This is a genomic window from Streptomyces panacea, from assembly GCF_040560175.1.
GTDB classification, from domain to species: domain Bacteria; phylum Actinomycetota; class Actinomycetes; order Streptomycetales; family Streptomycetaceae; genus Streptomyces; species Streptomyces panacea.
Map to the genome: position 1 here is coordinate 12075 of NZ_JARJHW010000071.1, position 20590 is coordinate 32664.

Genomic DNA, 20590 nt, shown 5'->3' on the forward strand with positions numbered 1-20590 from the left:
TAAGAATGGCTTTACTTTTTGTTTGTCGCAAGCGTGCCATTTACTTTGGCGACCAGACGCCACTTGTAGGAATACCTGAGGGGGTGCCGAGTTGGTCAGGCGCCTGTCCGCCCGCCGCGGTCGGCGGTCGGTCCCAACCGTCCAGGCCCGCACCGCCGATGCCCGCGCCGTCCTCCATGTCCCGGCACCCGCCGCGGTGTCACCTCTGGTTGAGCGCCGCCACGGGGGTACACGCAGTGCACCCCCGGCAACCAATGGAAGAGGACTCGTGCGGGACAAGAACATTTTCGTGATGGGCCTGGAGCAGGCCAATCTGCCGATGCTGCGTGAAGTGCCCGACGCGCGGTCGGTGCGCTTCCACCAGTTGCTGTCCCTCGAGGAACTCCAGGTCGGCGAAGTGTCGGTGGACGATCTGGAGAAGAAGGCCAGGCGGGTGCTGGACGCTTTCGACGGCGACATCGACGCGATCGTCGGCTACTGGGACTTCCCGGTGAGCACGCTCGTACCGATCCTGAGTGAGCGTTACGGCACGCGCAGCACCAGCCTGGAGTCGGTCGTCAAGTGCGAGCACAAGTACTGGAGTCGGCTGGAGCAGCGGAAGGTGACCGACCGGCATCCGGCCTTCGGGATGGTCGACCTCACCGCGGACACCCCCGGCCCGCCCGAGGGCGTGACCTTCCCGATGTGGCTCAAGCCCGCGCTCTCGTACTCGTCGGAACTGGCGTTCGGCGTCAAGGACCGGGCCGAGTTCGACGCCGCCGTCGCCGACATAAAGGAAGGCATCGCCCGCGTCGGACGTCCCTTCGAGGACATCCTCGCGCGGCTCGAACTGCCCTCGGAGATGGCCGGAGTCGGCGGGCAGGTCTGCCTGGCCGAGGAGGCCATGTCGGGTATCCAGGTCGCGGTGGAGGGCTACGCCCACGAGGGCGAGGTCACCGTCTACGGCGTGCTGGACTCCATCAACTACCCCGATTCGTCGAGCTTTCTGCGGCACCAGTACCCGTCCACGCTCCCCGAGCCCGTCCTGCGTCAGCTCCGCGACGTCACCGAGCGCGTGATCGGGCAGATCGGCATGGACGGGGCGACCTTCAGCATCGAGTTCTTCTACGACCCGCAGAAGGACGAGATCAACCTGCTGGAGATCAACCCGCGGCACTCGCAGTCGCACGCCGAGATGTTCCAGTACGTGGACGGCGTTCCCAACCACCACTGCATGATCCGCCTCGCCCTCGGTGAGGACCCCGCTCTCCCGTACCGGGGCGGAAAGTACGACGTGGCGGCGAAGTGGTACTACCGGTGGTTCGCCGACGGCGCCGTACACGACGTACCGACGCCGGAGGACATCGCCCGCGTCGAGCGCGAGATACCCGGCGTACGGATCGACGTCGTGCCCGACGAGGGCCAGCGGCTGTCCGCCGCGCCCGGCCAGGACAGCTACAGCTACGAGGTCGCCCACATCTTCACCGGCGGGGACAGTGAGAAGGACCTACGGGAGAAGTTCGACCGTTGCGTGGCCGCTCTGGGCCTCGCCTTCGACCGCACGACACCCGGAGGGCGGCAGGAGAAGAACGCCTGACGCGATGCCTGACGAACCCACGGTGCGAAGTAAGGAGCGACCGGCCCTATGCGTCACGTGACCAACCTCCCTTCGGCGACGAAGGAAGAACAGCACGTCGTGATCCCCATGTCCGACGGAGTCCGGCTGTCGGCCCGCGTCTGGCGCCCCGTCTCGTCGGACACCGAGCCGGTGCCCGCGGTGGTCGAGTACATCCCGTACCGCAAACGCGATCTGACCTCGGTACGCGACTCGATGCACCACCCGTACATCGCCGGCCACGGCTACGCCTGCGTCCGCGTGGACCTGCGCGGCACGGGCGACTCCGAGGGTGTGCTGCGGGACGAGTACCTGGAACGGGAGCAGTGCGACGCCGAGGAGGTCCTCGCCTGGATCGCCGAGCAGCCCTGGTGCGACGGCTCCACCGGCATGATGGGCCTGTCGTGGGGCGCCTTCGCCGCGCTCCAGGCCGCCGCCCGGCAACCGCCGAGCCTGCGCGCCATTGTCATCGCCTCCTTCACCGACGACCGGTACGCCGACGACATGCACTACATGGGTGGCGCCATGCTCTCGGACAATCTGGCCGAGGCGGGCACCATGTTCGCCTACGCCACCTGCCCGCCCGATCCGGCGGTCGTCGGTGAGCGCTGGCGCGAGATGTGGCACGAGCGACTGGCGAACACCCGCCCGTGGGTCCTGGAGTGGCTGCGGCACCAGCGCAGGGACGAGTACTGGCGGCACGCCTCGGTCTGTGAGGACTACGCCGCCGTACGCTGCCCGGTGCTCGCCTCCAGCGGCTGGGCCGACGGGTACTCGAACGCGGTGACCCGCCTGCTGGGGAATCTCGATGTGCCACGCAGGGGTCTGATCGGGCCCTGGTCGCACAAGTTCCCGCACCTGGGCGAGCCCGGCCCCGCCATCGGTTACCTCCAGGAGGTCGTGCGCTGGTGGGACCACTGGCTCAAGGGCGAGGACAACGGCGTCATGGACGGCCCCATGCTCCAGACGTGGATGCAGGAGAGCGTGCCGCCCTCCACCTCGTACGAGGAGCGGCCCGGCCGCTGGGTGGCCGAGCCGAGCTGGCCGTCGCCGAACATCGAACTGGTCACGCGCCCGCTCGGCCGCCACCGTCTCGGTCCTCCCGTCGCCGCCACGGCTACCGCCACCGCTACCGCCACCGCCACCGCCTCCTCCTCCGAGGCCGCAGGGCGTGAGGCAGGGGCGGACGCGGAGGCAGCGGCCATGACGGTGCAATCACCGCTGTCCGTCGGCCAGTTCGCCGGCAAGTGGGCCTCCTACAACGCGCCCCCCGACCTTCCGTACGACCAACGCGAGGAGGACGGCGGGTCCCTGGTCTTCGACACCGAACAGCTCACCGAGACGGTGGAGATCCTCGGCTCGGCCACAGTCGAGCTGGACCTGTCCGTCAACGAACCGATCGCCACGGTCGCCGCCCGCCTGTCGGACGTGACCCCGGACGGCAGCGCCACCCGTGTCTCGTACGGCGTACTGAATCTCACCCGCCTCGCCCCGGACTCGCCCGAGGCTCTGGAGCCGGGCCGCCGCTACCGCGCCACCGTGCACCTCAACGGCGTCGCCCAGTCCTTCCCGCCCGGCCACCGCATCCGGCTGTCGCTGTCCACCTCGTACTGGCCGCTCGCCTGGCCGCCGCCCCGGCCGGTGCTCCTGAGCGTGTACGAGGGGACGAGCACCCTGACGCTGCCGATACGGCCGACCACCGCCCCCGACGGCCTTGCCCGGAGCCCGTTCGAGGAGCCCGAGGGCACACCGCCCCTCTCCACCACCCAGCTCACGGAGAAGGAACAACGCTGGGAGGTGAAGCGGGATCTGGTCGACTACAACGCCGAGCTGAGGATCGTGAAGGACGGGGGAATGGTCCGGTTCGACGACATCGGCCTGGACGTCGGCCGCCGTGCCTGCGAGTACTACACCTCCGTGGCCGAGGATTTCGGCTCGGTCAGCGGCGAATCCACCTGGACGATGCGCTTCCGGCGGGCTGACTGGGACGTACGGGTGGAGACCCGCACCGTGCTGCGCTCCGACGAGGAGCGGTTCTTCGTCGACGCCACGCTGGACGGGTACGAGGGCGACAGGCGGGTCTTCTCCCGCACCTGGAACGAGACGGTTCCGCGCGACCTCCTGTGACGGCCGCCACATTGCCTTTTGTTCAACAGTTGTCTCAGGGAAATTATCGGCGTTTCACCTGGGGAAATGAGCATGTGGCGACGGGTGGGGGCCGGGCGGTGCGACCGGGGTCCGAATTTATTTCGGGGGCGGCAGGTTGTGTGAGGCCCGAATCGTCGGGCACGCGATGAGTCAGGGAAAGCGTCGCCGTTGAACGAACGGAGCGTGAATTCCGCCCGGCTGTCAGTTCTTCGGCGCCGGGAAAGTATTTCTATGTGTGAGGGAGACGTTTCATGACTGACAGCATCTGGGGTTACCAGGCGACCGCCGGCCACACCGCGGGCAACGACCTGATCGGCTACAAGGTCGAGGCGACCGACGGCAGCATTGGCAAGGTCGACAAGCACTCCGACGACGTCAGCTCCTCGTACCTCGTGGTCGACACGGGCGTCTGGATCTTCGGCAAGCACGTTCTGCTGCCGGCCGGCGTCGTACGCACGGTGGACCAGGCCGAGCGCACGGTCTTCGTCGATCTCACCAAGGACCAGATCAAGGGCTCCCCGGAGTTCGACAAGGACAAGCACGTCGGTGACACGGGATACCACCAGCAGGTCGGCGGCTACTACGAGGGCCACCGCCCCCGCTGACACAGAGCACCACAGGCCGAGCGGGGCGGACCGGGTACCTTCCGGTCCGCCCCGCTCGCGTGTCGTCACGAAGGGTGCGGGGATGTGCCGTTCGGCGGCGAGGAATTGGTCGTCCTCTCAATTTCGAATTGGCCGTCGAAACTCAGGACATTCGGCGACTTGTAATCTCTGAGACCTCGTTGAAGACTGGTGTTCTTCTACCGCGGCGGCCACCGGGGAGGCGTCAGTGAACAGGCTTCCCGTGCAGAACGGCGGCGAGGACTTCCTCTGCCTCTTCGTCGAACCGTACGGTGACGTCTACTGGCTGAAACCCGGTGACGAGTTCACCGTTGTGCCGGCTGATGGCGTGTCGGATCCCCGATTCGAGGTGGTCGCGGTCAAGCACCGTCTGATCGTCTGGATCTTCGAGGGCGGCGACCCCGCGAAGGTGATCGTCGACTACACGGTCATCGACAGCGACGGAACTGTGCTGCCGGAGGACTTCCAGTGGCCTGCCGGCCGGAGCCCGTACTGACGCCAGTACAGCCACATCCCGTCGCGCATACGCTCCGTCGTCTGACGGCGAACGCTTTCTGTGGTCTCCATGGCGACCGGCCTTGGACAGTTGCTCACGTACGCCGAGGAGGGCAGGTGACTTCCCAGGCTGCCTCGACCATCCGGAAGATCTCGTCCACCGCGGCCTCCGGTTCGGCCGTCTCCCGGGCCAGCCAATAGGCGTCGATCACGAACCGCGCGATCGTCCGGCTCGCCGTCGTGGTCTGTGACAGGGCGGGATCGGCGGCGATGGCCGATGCCAGGGTCTCCGCGTGGCGCAGCCTCATCGACTCCTCGCACGCCCGCAGGGCCGGTGATTCGTCGATCATGCGCCCGATCGGGGCGGCACCGTCCGCCGTGCAATGCCGCACCAGAGCCTGGATCTCGTGGCGCAGCGGGGGGATCAGCGGTTCGTGCGGCGCCCGGCCGGTGACCGCCCGATTCACCGACTGGTAGACGCCGAGGAGCCCCACGCGGGCCCCGGTCGGATACGCGTCGCCGTGCGAGCGGCGGGCGTGAACCCCGTCGACTGGCGGGTCCGTGAAGGCCAGTTCCAGAAGGTCCGTCCGATCGAGTTGCCCGCCGGGGTCGGGCTGGACGCCTCCGGGGTGGTGGACGAGGTCGGCGAGGGCGTCGAAGGGGTCGAGGTCGGCGACCACGTGTTCGGCGAAGGTTCGAGCACCTGTGCCGAGTTCGCCGTGCTGTCGGCCTGGGCCCGTATGCCCGAGGGTCTGACGTTCGAAGAGGCGGCCGGATACCCCTCCGTGGTGGAGACCGTGCTGCGCGTCATCCGCCTGGCCACGACGTACGGCGAGGGCTGGGTCGAGCGGGTGCGGCAGCTCGGCCCTGTCGACGCGGCTCTCGATCTGGCCGGCTCGGGCGTGGATCCGCGAACTCGTCGAGCTGACCGGGGATCCGGAGAGGGTGATCTCCATCGCCGATCGCGCCGCGCCGGAGTTCGGAGTCCGATTCTCCGGCGTGGCCGGGAGCGTGCCGGAAGCGCTCGCCGAGGCGGCCGGCCTCATCTCGCGGGGAAAGCTCCACATCCCGGTCGAGAAGTCGTACACACTCGCCGAGGCCGCGGCGGCGCACATCGACAGCCGTGCCGGTCATACGCGGGGCCGCCGGGTCGTGCTGATCTGAGCCCTTTCCGCACAGTTGCGGGGCCCCGTACGCCTTCTGTCGCGTGGTCAGTCCGCTGGGGTGCCGACGATCCGAGTGATGAGGAAATCGAGCCGTGCCTCCTGGCCGTCAGAGGGGATGCGGCCGCTGTCGGACAGGACAGCCATGCCGTGCAATGCGCTCCAGGTGACTTCGGCGAACAGTTCGCGTCGCTCGTTGTCCGGGCGGAAGCAGTTGACGAACTCGTCGAAACAGGCCCGTAGTTGAGGCGGTGTCTCGGTGCTCGCGAACTTCAAGTCGGTGGGCAGGACGAACATCGCCTGGTACAGGGCGGGTCGCTCCGTCGCGAAATCCAGATAGGCGTGGCCAACGGCGCGCAGAGCCTGCCCGGAGTCGGAGTCGGGTTCACCTTCGGGTGCAGGGGCGGCCTGCCGTGCGTGGCGTAGCTGGGCGGCGAGTTCGCAGAATCCGTCCATGGCCACGGCGCTCACGATGGCGTCCCTGCCGTTGAAGTGGCTGTACAGCACCGGCTGGCTGTACTCGACGCGTTCAGCCAGCCGCCGCGTCGTCACCGCCTCCCAGCCCTCGGCCTCCGCGAGTTCGCGCGCGGCCGTGACGATCAGTTGATGACGATGGGCGCGTTCACGTTCACGGCGCTCGTTGATGGCGGACATGAGGACATCCTAGCAACGCTAGACATCCTGTCGAGACTAGGTCTATCGTCGCTACGACTACTAGCGCCGCTAGATATCACTGTGGGCGCTGCCACCGAGAAGGGAAGCAACCCATGCTCATCAACGTCGCCAACGTGCTCGCCGGCCTGATCGGCGCAGGCATCATCTTCATCGGCGCGCGCGAAATCTGGGCACCGCGGGCCGCAGCTGGCTTCGGTATCCCGAACACGCCGACCGAGGACCCGAACTTCCAGGCATGGCTGTCCGTCAAGGCCGTACGCGACATGGCCTCGGGGGTCTTCATTTTCATCCTGCTGGTCGGCGCGACACCTCACTTGCTGGGGTGGTTCATGCTGGCCGCCGCCGGTATACCCGTCGGCGACGCGCTGATCGTGCTGCGCAACAACGGGCCCAAGGCGGCCGTCTACGGCATCCACGGGGCCACCGCCGTGGTGATGCTGGTGATCGGCGTGCTCCTGCTTGTCGCGTAACGCCCATCGCGTAACCGCCTGTCGGGTAACCGCTCGTCACGCCGCTCGGGCCGGATCGGCCCGCAGTGGGCGGGGCTTGTCGAGCGGGCGCCGGAACCTGGCCTTGCGCGGGCGGGCGGAGGCTGAGGGGGCGAACTCATCGACGTGCATCACCTGGCCGTCGCCCGGCGGGGGCGTCCGGGTGATGAGGTGGCTGTGCTCACATGCCCGCTTCACCCAGGAGCTGTCCGGTCGATCATTGGTGGCGTGGGTCTGGCTGTTGCTTGTGAGGCGCCTGTGAAGACGGTCTGAAGTCAATTGCCGGGCGCCTGATGCTGACGTGATCATCGTCGGATGAGCACGGATGAGGGTCGGAAGCTGATGCGGGTTGTGCAGACGTGTTCTGCCTACCCATCACAGTGGGATGCCTGGACGGCGGACGGCCAGTACCTGTATCTCCGATACCGGCATGGTGAGGGTTGCGTCGAGTGGCATCCCGGCCCTGACGATGATGCCGACACGCCGGAGTCCTGGAACGAGGGCCTGTCGGGGCTCCTGATCGAATGGGACGACGGCACCGGCAGCGGCGTCATCAGCCTTGATGACTTCCTCGCGGCAGCAGGCTTGGCGCTGGCGCCGGGTGCCTCGGTGAGTTGAGGTCATGGCACGCGGTCAGTGCGGAGCCAGACAATGAGGGCGGCTGCGGTGACGGTGCCGAGGAAGACGTAGCCGCGCTTGTCGTATCGGGTTGCGACAGCGCGGGAGTTCTTCAGCCTGCTGATGGCCCTCTCGACCGTGTTGCGCTTCCTGTACCGCTCCTCGTCGAAGCCGGGTGGCCGCCCGCCGCGCGGGCCTCCGCGCAGGCGGGCGGCCTGGCTGTCGGTCTCCTCCGGGATGGTGTGGCGGATGCCCCGCCTCCGCAGATACTCCCGGATGGGGCCGTTGCTGTAGGCCTTGTCGGCAGCAAGGCTGTCTGGCTTTTTGCGGGGCCGTCCCAGGCCGGGTCTGGGTACTCGGATCTTCTTCCAGGACCGGATTGAACTGGGTGCAGTCCGCCCGCTGACCTGGTGTGACGACCAGGGACAGCGGGCGGCAGAGGCCGTCGGCGCTCAGGTGGAGCCTGGTGGTGAACCCGCCGCGTGAGCGGCCCAGGCCCTCACCTCCAGCACCACCTCCACCAGGGCTCCCAAGTCCCGTCACCCGACCACAGTCGGTGCCGCTCGTAGACCGTCTTCCACGGGCCGAACCGTTCGGGCAGTTCACGCCACTGCACGCAGGTCCGCACGCGGTGCAGAATCCCGTCGATCACCTGCCGGTGATCCCGCCACCTGCCACAACGCCTGTTACTGACCGGCAGGAACGGCCGCAGCCGTTCCCACTCGGCATCACTCGGATCACCCCGCCCCATGCCCACATCAACGAGTCCTGGCAGGGATTAGTCACATGATCGCCGGACAGCTCCTAGGGACAGCGCGAACGGTGGTGCGGTCGAGTCGCACCGCTTGACGGATCCCGACAGGCCCCGGTGGGGAGGCCGGTCCGCTGGTGGGCGCGGAGTTGCCGCGGACATCGGCGGTGCGGGCGATGGCCGTGGCGGTCGGGCAGGTGATGGCGGTGGGTGGCGCCCGTTCGGTTCGGGGTCTTGACGATCTCGACTTCGGATACGAAGAATGAGCGCGACGTTGACAACGTTGTCTTCGATTCCGTCCCAGGAGGCGTATCCGCGTGAACCACCACCCGGCCGAGCTGAGCAGGCGCCGATTCGCCCAACTGACGGGCCTGACCGCAGCGTTGGCGACGGCTTCGTCTCTGGGCGTGTCGTCGGCCGTGGCCGACGGCCGACCGGCCGTCAGCCGCCCGGCCGCTCCCGACGGCATCGCTGACATCTACTACCGGGTACTGCTCACCCATACCCGCTGGTCCGAGACCCAGTGGGACGCCGCCAAGGGGTACTACACCGCCAAGGACTTCGGTTTCGCCGTCGTCCTCGGCAACGCGCTGCTGCTCACCCGCGGTACGTACGACGCCGAGCGGGCCGGAATCGACGAGAAGGCTCTGCTCTCCCGCACCGTCGGCACCATCAAGCACTTCGCCGCCTCGAACCGCCTCACCGGTGGCACCGAATGGGGCCGCACCCTCTTCTTCGACACCACCTTCCAGCTCTACTTCGTCCTCGCGGCGCGCCTTCTCTGGGATCGGCTGGACAGCACGACGCGCGACAACGTCGACACGATCGTGCAGGCGCAGGCCGAGTTCACCACCGGCCTCGGCACGGGTGACGACCCCGCGTCCGGAGGCTGGACCCCGCGCGGTCTCACCGGCGGATTCGTGGGCGACACGAAGCTGGAGGAGATGGGCGTCTACGCGCAGTCGCTGGCCCCCGGTCTTGCCTGGGCGCCCGAGAGCGCGAAGTACCGGCAGTGGAAGGACGCCTTCGGCCGGTGGAGCCGTAACGAGGCCGGACTGCCGGCCGCGGACCGTGTGAATCCGGCCCTGGTCGACGGCGTCGCCATCAGCGACAACACGGCGCAGAACCTCTACGACACCTTCATCGTCGAGAACCACGGCTCTTTCGGCCCGCACTACCAGTCCGAGCTGTGGCGGACCTCCGGGCGTAACGCCGCACACTTCGTCACCGCCGGGCGGCCGATGCCCGAGGTCCTGACGTCCCAGCCGAACGCCGGTCTCCTGTGGGAGACCCTTCTCCTGGTGATGAGCGACTCGGGTGAGCCGCTGATGCCGATGGTCGACGACCGGGAGCACCTCTACGGACGTGACGTCATCCCCGTCGCGTTTCTCGCCCAAGTACTGGGGGACCGGGCCGCCGCCCGCGCCGAGGCCGCGCTGGCCGAGCGCCTGGAGGCGTACCAGGCCTACGCGCCGGTCAACCGACTGACCAAGTTCTCCGGGGAGCCCAAGTACGAGCCGGAGGCCCGCGCCGAGATCGCCATCAGCTATCTGCTGCACGAGTGGCGGGCCGAACAGGGCAAGGCCGTACGCCCCCTCACGGAGCGGGAGCTGTTCGAACGGGCCAGCGGGGTAAGGGACTTCGGCAGCGGACCGGGCCTCGTCGCGCATCAGTCGCCGGCGGCCTGGGCCGCGGCCGTCAGTAAGCCCGGCTTCGTCAAGTTCGCCTGGCAGCCCGCCCACGACGACTGGCTGTTCGCCCTCGGTGGGGCCACGCCCATGTTCCTTCCCGCGACCTCCGCCAAGCCTGCCTCCCGTTCCGTCACCACGTACAGCGAACTCCGTGACGGCTTCGACGGCAGCGCCACGCTTCTCACGCTGCCCACGGGCTTCGCGGGCTTCACCACCCTTCCCTCCGGCGACGTCGTCTACGCGACCAGCGGCACCTCCGCCGGCGAGGGCCGCCTGGAGGTGCACAACCTCACCATGCCGGGTGTCGCCGGTCTCGACGGCGGCCGTACGTACACCGCCGCCGAGGGGGCAACCACCGTCGCCGCCAAGGACAGCGGCGCCGCTGCCCCGGCGCCCGCCGCCAACGGGCGCACGGACGACACCACCGTCACCAGGGCTTCCTACCGGCACCTGCGGGTGCAGGGGATCACCCCGGACCCCAAGTACGGGTACTCCCTGTACGCGATCGAGGTCCGCGACGGCGCCGGGGGAACGGACCTCGCTCGCGCCGCGACCGCGACGGCCTCGTCCTCCGACGCGGGCAAGGGCGCGGCGCTGGCCGTCGACGGTGACCTCACGACGCGCTGGGCCGTCTCCGTCGCCGATCGTGCGCGGGCGGACAGCTGGATCAGCGTCGACTTCGGAGAGGAGCGGGAGTTCGACCGTGTCACCCTGCGCTGGGAAGCCGCCGCGGGCCGCGCGTACGCACTCCAGGGCTCGGCCGACGGAAAGACCTGGACCGACCTGGCGCGCTACCCGAAGGCCGACCTCATCAGCACCGGCGGCTGGATCTCGGTGGACGGGCGCGCGGGCCTCGTCGTACGCGGCGCGAAGAACGCGCTCGCCGTCTACGGTGACACGCTCGTCCTCTCCGACGGGCCGGCCGAGGCCGTCGTCGTGGAGGGGTACGCCAACGGCGATCCGTCCGAGGTGAAGGCGGCGGCCGGGCGCGAGGCACCAGGGTCGAGCCATCCCGACGTGCGCGCGAGCACCGCGGGAGGGCACCTCAGCCTGTTCAACCTGTCGGCCGCCGCGGTGACCGCGACGGTGTCCGTACCGCAGGACACCCGCTCGGTGCGGTTGTACGCGGGCACGCAGACGGTGACGGCCGACGGCACCGAATACCGTGCCGATCTCCCCGCCGCGCGGGCGGAGGTGACGCCCGCGCGCTTCGTACTGCGCCCGAGTGCGGGTGGGCGCGTCCCGGCCGGGCTGCGCGTCGAGGTCGTCGACGCGGCCACGCTCCGGCTGACAGGGCCCTCGTGCCGACTGCTGGTCACTCCGCCGGGCGGGCGCGCGACGCATGTCAGCGTGCGCCGCGGGCGCACCGAGCAGGTGACGGTGCCCGGTACCACCGCCCATCCCCTGACCGACCTGGCGCTCGGGCGAGTCACCTTCCCGACGGCGCCGCTCCCGGTCGGTATGTCCGACCCCGCAGCGGTGGTCGACGGTGACCCGCACACATCCTGGAGTCCGGGGGCCGGTGGCCGCATGGTGGTCGATCTCGGGGCGCCGACGGCGATCGGCGAGATCCGGATCAACTGGACAGGAGGCCGTGTGCCGTCGGCGGAAGCCGAGTTCAGCACGGACGGTCTGTCGTACGAACCGGCCGGGACCTTCCGCACCAGGGGCCGTGGCGCGACGCTGACCGCGAAGGGCACCGCCCGCTATGTCGCCCTGCGGATCCGGGGCCGGGGCCGGGGCGACGCACGAGTGGTGGCGCTGTCCGTGCTACCGGCCTGACCCGCTGGGCGAGCTCGCCGAGCGGGCGACGACGGCCACGACACCTCGTCGTCGCCGTCGTGGCCGTCGTGGCCGTCGTGGCCGTCGTGGGGTCCGTGGCGTCGTCCGTCGGACGGCGTTCGCCCCCGGTGTGCGGACGGCTTCGGTTCGGCCCCGGGCCTCCGCAGCACACCCCATCGGCCCTCGGCAAGAGCGCACCTCCGGACGTAATCAGGTCTCAGCGCCATGGCGTGTTGGGGGTGGAGGCAAAGATTCGGCCATCTCTCACGCGCGGGTAATTCATTCGAGAGTGATCCAAATGCCTCAGCAGGGGAAGTCGCGCCACCTGTCACAAACACACCATCAGGCGCAATAAGCAGCAGCTTTACCGGGCGGCCGACCGGGCGGCGAACCGGGCGTGTTCGCGATGTGACCCGTCGCAATCAAATGCAAAGAGACTGCAAACAGGCTCAAACGCGCCGCCTTTTAAGGAGGTTGTCGGCACGGATCGGGCAAGTCCGGTGGCCCGCAGGTGCTTTGCAGCAAAGCTGGACGCGCGGGCGAGCCGCCCGGCTCCGGGGCCGGGCGCGGCCCGTAGCGCGACCAGAGCGATTCTCCGCCCGGGGTCCGGAAGTCGGCCTTGTATCGGAAGCCGTAGCCGTCAACCATTCGATCCGCGCAGCTTGACAGGTCCACGCCCAGTGATCGCTGGTCGGGGACCTGCACGCACCGACCGCCCGACCCACCCGACGGGCTGTCTGTCCCCCATACCTACGGAGGATCTCGTGACCTTCAAGCGCTTTTCCCCCCTCAGCGGCACGTCCAGACGGGCTCGCCTCCTCGCCGTGGCGTCCGGTCTGGTGACCGCCGTCGCGCTCGCGGCTCCCTCGGCCATCGCCGCCCCGGCCCCCGAGGTCAAGGCGACCACCTCACAGCTCGCCGAGGCCAGCTCCGCCGTGCTCGACGCCGACGTGGCCGGCACCGCCTGGTACACCGACGCGAGCACCGGCAAGATCGTCTTGACCATCGACAGCACCGTGTCGAAGGCCGAACTGGCCGAGGTCAAGGGCGCGTTGGCGGGCTCCAAGGCCGACCTCACGGTCAAGCGCACCAACGGCAAGTTCACCCCGCTGATCGCCGGCGGTGAGGCCATCACCACCGGCGGCAGCCGCTGTTCGCTCGGCTTCAACGTGACGGTCGGCGGTGTGGCACACGCGCTGACGGCCGGTCACTGCACCAACATCAGCAGCAGCTGGTCCATCGGCACGCGCACCGGCACCAGCTTCCCGACCAACGACTACGGCATCATCCGCCACTCCAACGCGGCGGCGGCCGACGGCCGGGTCTACCTGTACAACGGAACGTACCGGGACATCACGTCTGCGGGTAACGCGTTCGTGGGCCAGTCGGTCCAGCGCAGCGGCAGCACCACCGGGCTGCGCGGCGGTTCGGTCACCGGCCTCAACGCCACGGTCAACTACGGTTCCAGCGGCATCGTGTACGGCATGATCCAGACCAACGTCTGCGCCGAGCCCGGCGACAGCGGCGGCTCGCTCTTCTCCGGCAACACCGCGCTGGGCCTCACGTCCGGCGGCAGTGGCAACTGCAGTGTGGGTGGTACGACGTTCTACCAGCCCGTCACGGAGGCCCTGAGCGTCTACGGCGCCACGATCCTCTAGCTCTTCTCACGACCGGCGCTCCGGGGGTGATGGCCGGCTGAGCCCCCGGAGACCCGTGGAGTGACGCACCACCGGCGGACCGCGCTCCTCGCGCGGTCCGCCGTCGTCGTACCCGGCCGCGTCCCGGCGCTCAGGGATGTCGGCGGGTTCGCGGTCCGTCGTCTGGGCCGGGGCGGATCTCCGCCCGGAACGTACGGCGGTATGTGTCCGGAGGCACACCGACGGTGCGGTTGAAGTGTCGGCGCAGTGTCGTGGCGGTGCCCATGCCGGTGGCTGCCGCGATGGCGTCGACGGTGCCGTCGGTGGTCTCCAGCAACTCCTGGGCATGGCGGATTCGCTGCGTCAGCAGCCATCGCAACGGGGTGGTACCGGCCACCGACCTGAAGTGGCGGCCCAGGTTGCGCGAGCTCATCCGCGCCTGGCGGGCCAGGTCTTCCACGGTCAGTGGACGGTCGAGCCGTTCGATCACCCAGGGGAACAGCGCCGCCAGCGGGTGGTCCGCTTGGGCGGGTACCGGGCTGGTGACGAACTGGGCCTGGCCGCCCGCCCGGTGGGGCGGTACGACGAGCCTGCGGGCGGCGGTGTTGGCGATCGACGAGCCGTGGTCGAGGCGGACGAGGTGCAGGCACAGGTCCATCGCGGCGGCCTTGCCGGCCGAGGTGAGCACGCTGCCGTTGTCCACGTAGAGCACGTCCGGGTCGACCGTCACCCGGGGGTAACGGGCGGCCAGGACCTCGGTGTGCGCCCAGTGCGTGGTCGCGCGTTCTCCGTCCAGCAGACCGGCGGCGGCCAGCACGAACGCGCCCGTGCAGAGGGACGCCACACGCGCGCCCGCCTCGTGCGCCGCGCGCACCGCGTCGACCAGGTCGGCCGGCGGGGCCACGTCCACATCGGCCCAGCCGGGGACGATGACGGTGTCGGCGAGTGGGAGCCGGTCGAGGCCGTGGTCGGGCTCCAGCAGGAACCTGCCGATCCGCACGGCGGCCGGCCCGCAGACGGAGAGGTTGTACCAGGGGGCGGCCACGCCGTCCGGGGCGGTGCCGAACACCTCGTACGCCACGGACAGTTCGAAGTGCAGCATCCCGTCGGTGACGGCCAGCGCGACAGTGTTCACGTCCGGAATTGTACGGGGCGTGGCGTTCCGGACACTCGTGTGCGGGACCCCGCCATCGACAAACTGTCCTCAGCGGATCTTTCGATCACAGGAGGAGTACCCCATGGAATCGGGACACACGGTCGCGGTGTACGGCGCGTACGGACACACCGGGCGCTTCGTCGTGGCGCGGCTGCGGGAACGCGGGTTGCGCCCTGTTCTCTCCGGCCGTGACCCCGGCAAGCTGAAGGAGTTGGAGGCGGACCATCCCGGACTCGACGTCCGGCCGGCGTCCGTCGACGATCCTGCCTCGCTCGATCGTGCGCTGGCCGGCGTGGCGGCTGTGATCAACTGTGCCGGGCCCTTCGCCACGACCGCCGCCCCCGTGATCGAGGCGGCCCTGCGCGCCGAGGTCCCGTATGTGGATGTGGCGGCCGAGGTCGAGGCCAACGTGGACACGTTCGCGCACTTCCGTGACCGCGCCCGCGCGGCCGGAACGGTGATCGTCCCCGCGATGGCCTTCTTCGGCGGCTTGGGCGATCTGCTGGCCACCGCGGCGATGGGCGACTGGACCGCCGCCGACGAGGCGCACATCGCGTACGGGCTGAGCGGCTGGCACCCCACGGACGGGACGCGCGTCGCGGGCCAGGTCTCCCGTACGCGGCGCAACGGCGAACGCGTCCGCTACACGAACGGGCGGCTGGAGTATCGCGACGATGCCCCGCCCACCCTGGAATGGTCCTTTCCCGAACCCCTGGGCACCCGGGCCGTCATCGGAGAGTTCACGATGGCCGACGTCGTCACCCTGCCCAGCCACCTGGCCATCCCCGAGGTGTGCACCTACATGACGGTGGAGGCGGCCAGGGATCTGTCGGCCCCCGACACACCGACGCCGACCGCGGTCGACGAGCGCGGGCGGTCCGCGCAGACCTTCCTCGTCGATGTCGTCGTGCGCTCCGGCGGCGCCGAACGCCGCGCCGTGGCCAGAGGCCAGGACATCTACGCCGTCACCGCGCCGCTCGCGGTGGAAGCGGTTCACCGCATCCTCACGGGACGGACCAGGACGGTCGGTGTCTCCTCGGCGGGCGAGATCTTCGACGCGGCCGACTTCCTCCGCGCGCTGTCCGCGCACATCTCCCTCGAACTGCGCCCCTGAGCGCTGTCCCGTAGTCCCCGGCGGGCGCGCGGCGCCGGCTCCGCGCGACCCGCCGCATGTCAGACGCCGGCCATGACGATCGGAGTGAGGCACCACGGCGTCCGCACCACCGGCCTCTACACGGCCAGGAGGTCTTCCAGCCTCTCGCGGACACCGTCCCTGTCACCGGCCTCCGCGGCCGGCACCAGCTGGTCGCGGTGCCGCGGGTGCCGGGAAAGGACGTGCAGCCGCCCCTCGTTACGGGCCAGGACCAGGTCGGTGCTGGTGCCCGCCGTCTCGGCCGAGCCCTGCGCGGTGTACTGGGTGACCGTCACCAGCGCGGAACGCTCCGAACCGGTGAGTACGGCGTCGGCGTCCGTCGACGGATCGGTGTCCGCCGACGGGCCCCGGGGCAGCCAGTCGGTGAGCGTGTGGAGCGCGTCGTCGAGTTTGTACAGGCCGATCTGGTGGACGCCGAGGGCGTCGATGCGGACCATCAGGCAGATCCGCTCGGGCTGGGGGAGCAGCAGGATCCGCCACGGTTCGCCCGGAGTCGTTCCGGTCGTACGGGCATCGAGCACCTTCCTGGCCCGCTGCTGGAACGCCACGGCGATGCCCAGGTCTCCCCGGACCTGCACCTCCTCGCCCGAGGAACCCGCCATGAGCAGTTGGCGTGCGGCCAACGAGCGGACGGCCTCGGCGAGTTCGTCGTCCGACGGCCGGGCCTCCAGGAAATCCACGATCGCGTCCACGGCGGTGAGTTCGGCGATGGTGTACGCGCCGAGCAGCACCGGCCCGGTGTCCACCAGGTGCACCACGGCCGAGACCAGCCCTTGAGGAACGGACACCTCGCCCGGCCCCGGCGACGACGCCGAAGGAGTGTCGCGCTGATCGTCGCTCATGACGGACCTCCTGCCTGCCACCCGCCCCCGGCGGGCACCGCGTGACTCTCGCGCAGAACCGCGGCGGCGGTACGGGACGGGGTCTGCGTCACCCACACCTCGGAGCTGCCGAACAGACCCCGGCCGGCCCGGCCGGACAGCGCCTGGCCCAGCTCGCCGGCCAGATCCGGCCGGTCGGGCGGGGGGAACCGGGACGCGAGGTCCTGGGACACGGCCGTGACGTCGTCGTTCGCCTCGATGTGGCGCAACGCCTGCGTCAGGGACCGTGCGATCGGGGGCGACAGGGACGTGGGCATCGCCAGGACCGGCGCGAGATACAGCGGGCGCCGCTCGGTCATCCGCGACAGCCCCCAGGGCCCGACATTGCTGTCGGTGAACTTGTACACCACGTAGTCCATCAGGTGCCGCAGATCGCTCGGACGGGGCAGCTTGGGCCCGCCGAACGCGGCCGGGGTCTTCTCCAACTGCACCCAGGTGCCCTGGGCCGTGCGGCCGTGCAGCTTCTCCCGTACGACGTGTCCGCGCATCCCGATGTCGGGGTAGCGCTTCTTGTCGATGTCGCGGTGGTGGCTGGACAGCCGTGGGTGGCTGCCCTTGGCGGACCGCCATTTCTCGTACAGCCGCGGATCGTCCACCAGCAGATGGCCGCCGCGCAGTACGTCCCGCAGCTGCGGTACCTGAAGTCCGTGCGCCTCCAGATCGGCGAGGATCTCCGCTTCCTCGGGGCTGAGCCGTTCGGCGGCCTGGACCAGGCCCTTCCGGTACGAACCTGCCCGCGCGGTGATCTCGATCATGAGCCGCACCCTGGTGCGCACCGCTTCCGCACGCTCGGCCCGCTCGGCGCCGGCGGTACCGCGGCCCGCCTTGCCGGGCCGCTCGGGGAGTGTGACGAAGGCCCGCGTGTGCTTGCGCTTCATCTGGCCAGTACAGCACGACAGGCACACACGCGCAGGGCCTGGCGATGCCCGCCGGGCACGGCGCACGGGGGCACGGGGCACGACGCCCCGGACCACCGGGACGGCTCCGGGTCCGGCGGCACGGCTGGTCCGTCCACACCCGGCGGGGTGCTGGTCCTCGCGGGTCCCGAGCCCTCGCGGAGCCTCTGGCGATATCCCGTTGAAAGCTGTCATTCATGCCACTGGGAGAACATGGCGCCGACCGGTTGACTTCGGAACGTGCGACAGAGATCGACACTCCGGAGGAACATCCATGCACACCCAGATCGTCCTCTTCGACGGCTTCGACCCGCTCGATGCCATCGCCCCCTACGAGGTGCTGTACGCCGGCGGCGTCGCCTCCGAGGGCGCGGTGAGCGTGGAGTTGGTCTCCGCGGAAGGACCCCGCGAGGTGGTCAGCGGCACCGGAGGGCTGGCGTTGCGCGCCACCGCCGCCCTCGACCCGCGGCGTGCGGACCTGATCGTGGTCCCCGGCGCCTCCGGTCGAGTCGGTGAACACGGCGAGGTTCCCGACCATGGGGTGGGGGCCGGCGAGTGGAGGCAGGACGAGTTCATTCCTGTACTGCTGGGCCGCACGCTGACCACCGGACTGCCCGTGCTGCTGAAGCGGGCGATGGACGACCCGCGGACGACGGTCGCCACCGTCTGCGGCGGTTCGCTCGTCCTGGCCATGTCCGGCCTGCTGGAAGGGCGCCACGCCACCACCCATCACCTGGGGCTGGAGATGCTGGACGCCACCGGCGCCCACATGGTCCGTGCCCGCGTCGTCGACGACGGCGACCTGGTCACCGGCGCCGGCGTCACCTCCGGGCTCGACCTGGCGCTGTACCTGCTGGAGCGCGAGGTGGGCCCCCGCATCGCGCACGCCGTCGAGGAACTGTTCGCCCATGAACGACGCGGCACCGTCTGGCGTGCGCGGGGCCCGGTGGCCGCCACCCTCTGACCACTCGCCCGTGAGCTTCGTACGACCATCCGCATTCCCCCTGTCAGGAAGATCATCGGCATGTCCGCAGAAGGCATCTGGAACCTGTCCATCTCCACCCCCGTCGGAGTGATCAAGGCCGTGATCGAACTCCGCGGGCAGGGCGGTGTCCTGACCGGGACCGCCCGCGCGGCCGGCGAAGAGGTGCCGATGGACGGCATCGTCCTCGACGGCGACCGGCTCACCTGGAAGCAGGCCGTCCGCAAGCCCTTGCGGCTGAACCTGGCCTTCGACGTGACGGTCGACGGCGACACGCTGAAGGGCACCTCCAAGGCCGGCCGTCTGCCGGCCTCGAAGGTCACCGGCGAGCGCCGTACACCCCGCACCGCACCGGAGTACCGGTCGTGACCGAGTTTCTCTTCCCGTACGCCCTGCCCCCTCCCGGAGCGATGCCCCTTCCCGCAGCGGTGCCACCGCCACGGCGCTGGCGGCTCACCAGTCGTGGACGGTCCCGTCGTGGAGGCGGTTGACCGGCAGATACGCCGGGTCGTACGGGTGGGCGGCGGCCAGCTCCTCATCCAGCTCCACGCCGATGCCGGGGGTCTCGCCCGGATGCAGATGCCCGTCCGTGAAGGTGTAGGCGTGGCGGAAGACCTCCTCGGTGAGGGGGGTGTGGCCCGAGTACTCCTGGATGCCGAAGTTGTGCACGGCGAGGTCGAGATGGACGGCGGCGGCCATCCCGACCGGGGAGATGTCCTCGGGCCCGTGCACGGCGCTCTTGATCTGGTACTGAGCGGCGAAGTCGAAGAGTTTACGGAGCGGGGTGACCCCGCCGAAGTGGGTGACCGCCGACCGTACGTAGTCGATCAACTGCTCGGTGATCAGGGTCTGGTAGTCGTACACCGTGTTGAACACCTCGCCGATGGCCAGCGGCGTGGTGGTGTTGCGGCGTACCAGGCGCAGTGCCTCCTGGTTCTCGGCGGGCGTGCAGTCCTCCAGCCAGAACGGCCGGTAGGGCTCCAGGTCCTTGCCGAGCCGGGCGGCCTGGATCGGGGTGAGCCGGTGGTGGGCGTCGTGGAGCAGCGGCAGTTCGGCGCCGAACTCGGCGCGTACCGCGTCGAAGACGGCCGGGATGTGCCGCAGATAGGCCGCGGTGTCCCAGTCCTCCACCAGCGGGCGGGCCTGCTGGTGGAGGACCGGCGCACCGGCGTCGTCGGTGTCGGACACCCCGTAGACGGCCTTGAGACCGGGGATGCCGGACTGGATGCGGACGGCGGGGTATCCCTCGGCCAGTCTGGCCCGTACGGAGTCGAGGAGTTCGGGTATGTCCCGGCCGTTGGCGTGGCCGTAGGTGCCGACGCGTTCGCGGCTGGCGCCGCCCAGCAACTGGTAGAGCGGGAGCCCCGCGGCCTTCGCCTTGATGTCCCACAGCGCCACGTCGACGGCGGCGATGGCGGCCATCGTCACCGGGCCACGCCGCCAGTACGCCCCCCGGTACAGGGACTGCCAGGTGTCCTCGACGCGGTGCGGGTCGAGGCCGACGAGCAGCGGTGCCACATGGTCGGTGAGATAGCTGACGACGGCGAGTTCCCTGCCGTTGAGCGTGGCGTCGCCGAGGCCGGTGAGGCCCTCGTCGGTCGTCAGCTTCAGGGTGACGAAGTTGCGGCCGGGGCTGGTGACGACGACCTTCGCGTCGACGATCTTCATGCGTGTGTTCTCTTTCCGGATGTCGGGGGCGTGGGGTCGGCCCTGGACCGGTGCGGAGGCCGTGGTGCGGCTCCCGCCGGGCGGCGGCTTCTCAGCCCTTGGAGGCGCCGGAGGTCAGTCCGGCCACCAGATACTTCTGTCCGATGACGGCGGCCAGTACGACCGGCACGGTGATGAGGGTGGCGGCGG

Annotated in this window: 16 protein-coding genes and 4 pseudogenes; 12 read left to right on the top strand and 8 right to left on the bottom strand. The window is 69.7% G+C overall.

Annotation, left to right across the window (positions count from 1 at the left end):
• The first annotated feature begins 292 nt into the window (after positions 1 to 292).
• The 4 genes from P3L51_RS18425 (at position 293) to P3L51_RS18440 (ending at position 4861) form a co-directional block, all read left to right on the top strand.
• Entirely contained in the window at positions 293 to 1576 is a 1284-nt protein-coding gene (locus P3L51_RS18425) for an ATP-grasp domain-containing protein (RefSeq protein WP_354606353.1), read from the top strand.
• Positions 1577 to 1624: 48 nt separating this feature from the next.
• On the top strand, positions 1625 to 3721 hold the full coding sequence (locus tag P3L51_RS18430) for a CocE/NonD family hydrolase (RefSeq protein WP_354606336.1): 2097 nt from the start codon (positions 1625 to 1627) through the stop codon (positions 3719 to 3721).
• Positions 3722 to 3993: 272 nt separating this feature from the next.
• The gene (locus P3L51_RS18435) at positions 3994 to 4347 is read left to right on the top strand and encodes a ribosome maturation factor RimM (protein WP_354606337.1); all 354 of its coding nucleotides are present in this window, start codon (positions 3994 to 3996) and stop codon (positions 4345 to 4347) included.
• Positions 4348 to 4573: 226 nt separating this feature from the next.
• Positions 4574 to 4861 carry a hypothetical protein gene (locus P3L51_RS18440; RefSeq protein WP_354606338.1) on the top strand — a complete coding sequence of 96 codons (288 nt, stop codon included), beginning with the start codon at positions 4574 to 4576 and terminating at the stop codon, positions 4859 to 4861.
• 94 nt (positions 4862 to 4955) lie between these two features.
• On the opposite strand, the pseudogene P3L51_RS18445 reads toward P3L51_RS18440, so the two are convergent.
• Positions 4956 to 5333, bottom strand: a pseudogene (locus P3L51_RS18445) (TetR/AcrR family transcriptional regulator); the annotation flags it as partial.
• On the opposite strand from P3L51_RS18445, the pseudogene P3L51_RS18450 reads away from it, so the two are divergent.
• Positions 5295 to 6024 (top strand): annotated as a pseudogene (locus P3L51_RS18450) (alcohol dehydrogenase catalytic domain-containing protein). The pseudogenes P3L51_RS18445 and P3L51_RS18450 overlap by 39 nt on opposite strands.
• A 47-nt stretch (positions 6025 to 6071) precedes the next feature.
• Here the strand turns inward: P3L51_RS18450 and P3L51_RS18455 are convergent.
• Positions 6072 to 6677, bottom strand: coding sequence for a TetR/AcrR family transcriptional regulator (locus P3L51_RS18455; RefSeq protein WP_354606339.1), 606 nt, complete (start codon positions 6675 to 6677; stop codon positions 6072 to 6074).
• A gap of 113 nt (positions 6678 to 6790) precedes the next feature.
• Here P3L51_RS18455 and P3L51_RS18460 point away from each other — a divergent pair, with 113 nt between their 5' ends.
• Both P3L51_RS18460 and P3L51_RS18465 read left to right on the top strand, forming a co-directional pair.
• Positions 6791 to 7168 (top strand): DUF4267 domain-containing protein, encoded by a 378-nt coding sequence (locus P3L51_RS18460; protein WP_354606340.1) that lies wholly within the window; start codon positions 6791 to 6793, stop codon positions 7166 to 7168.
• Positions 7169 to 7501: 333 nt separating this feature from the next.
• Complete coding sequence (locus tag P3L51_RS18465; RefSeq protein ID WP_354606341.1) at positions 7502 to 7804, top strand: hypothetical protein; 303 nt, start codon at positions 7502 to 7504, stop codon at positions 7802 to 7804.
• A gap of 2 nt (positions 7805 to 7806) precedes the next feature.
• On the opposite strand, the pseudogene P3L51_RS18470 reads toward P3L51_RS18465, so the two are convergent.
• A pseudogene (locus P3L51_RS18470) lies at positions 7807 to 8555 on the bottom strand (IS5 family transposase).
• Between the two features lie 317 nt (positions 8556 to 8872).
• Here P3L51_RS18470 and P3L51_RS18475 point away from each other — a divergent pair.
• Together P3L51_RS18475 and P3L51_RS18480 are read left to right on the top strand one after the other, a co-directional pair.
• Complete coding sequence (locus P3L51_RS18475; RefSeq protein WP_354606342.1) at positions 8873 to 12028, top strand: discoidin domain-containing protein; 3156 nt, start codon at positions 8873 to 8875, stop codon at positions 12026 to 12028.
• Positions 12029 to 12792: 764 nt separating this feature from the next.
• The gene (locus P3L51_RS18480) at positions 12793 to 13686 is read left to right on the top strand and encodes a S1 family peptidase (protein WP_354606343.1); all 894 of its coding nucleotides are present in this window, start codon (positions 12793 to 12795) and stop codon (positions 13684 to 13686) included.
• Between the two features lie 130 nt (positions 13687 to 13816).
• Here P3L51_RS18480 and P3L51_RS18485 read toward each other — a convergent pair whose 3' ends face one another.
• Positions 13817 to 14800 (bottom strand): helix-turn-helix domain-containing protein, encoded by a 984-nt coding sequence (locus P3L51_RS18485; protein WP_354606344.1) that lies wholly within the window; start codon positions 14798 to 14800, stop codon positions 13817 to 13819.
• A gap of 103 nt (positions 14801 to 14903) precedes the next feature.
• Here P3L51_RS18485 and P3L51_RS18490 point away from each other — a divergent pair, with 103 nt between their 5' ends.
• Positions 14904 to 15935, top strand: coding sequence for a saccharopine dehydrogenase family protein (locus tag P3L51_RS18490; protein WP_354606345.1), 1032 nt, complete (start codon positions 14904 to 14906; stop codon positions 15933 to 15935).
• Between the two features lie 116 nt (positions 15936 to 16051).
• Here the strand turns inward: P3L51_RS18490 and P3L51_RS18495 are convergent, their stop codons facing one another.
• Positions 16052 to 16816, bottom strand: coding sequence for a hypothetical protein (locus P3L51_RS18495; protein ID WP_354606346.1), 765 nt, complete (start codon positions 16814 to 16816; stop codon positions 16052 to 16054).
• Positions 16813 to 17733 (bottom strand): hypothetical protein, encoded by a 921-nt coding sequence (locus P3L51_RS18500; RefSeq protein ID WP_354606347.1) that lies wholly within the window; start codon positions 17731 to 17733, stop codon positions 16813 to 16815. The genes P3L51_RS18495 and P3L51_RS18500 overlap by 4 nt, the downstream gene beginning before the upstream one ends.
• Positions 17734 to 18025: 292 nt before the next feature.
• Here P3L51_RS18500 and P3L51_RS18505 point away from each other — a divergent pair, with 292 nt between their 5' ends.
• Positions 18026 to 18715: a DJ-1/PfpI family protein gene (locus P3L51_RS18505; protein WP_354606348.1), complete on the top strand. Its 690-nt coding sequence runs from the start codon at positions 18026 to 18028 to the stop codon at positions 18713 to 18715.
• Positions 18716 to 18775: 60 nt separating this feature from the next.
• Positions 18776 to 19102, top strand: a complete 327-nt coding sequence (locus P3L51_RS18510) for a hypothetical protein (RefSeq protein ID WP_354606349.1) — start codon at positions 18776 to 18778, stop codon at positions 19100 to 19102.
• Between the two features lie 84 nt (positions 19103 to 19186).
• Here the strand turns inward: P3L51_RS18510 and manD are convergent, their stop codons facing one another.
• On the bottom strand, positions 19187 to 20401 hold the full coding sequence (gene manD, locus P3L51_RS18515) for a D-mannonate dehydratase ManD (protein WP_354606350.1): 1215 nt from the start codon (positions 20399 to 20401) through the stop codon (positions 19187 to 19189).
• A gap of 91 nt (positions 20402 to 20492) precedes the next feature.
• Positions 20493 to 20590, bottom strand: a pseudogene (locus P3L51_RS18520) (carbohydrate ABC transporter permease); the annotation flags it as partial.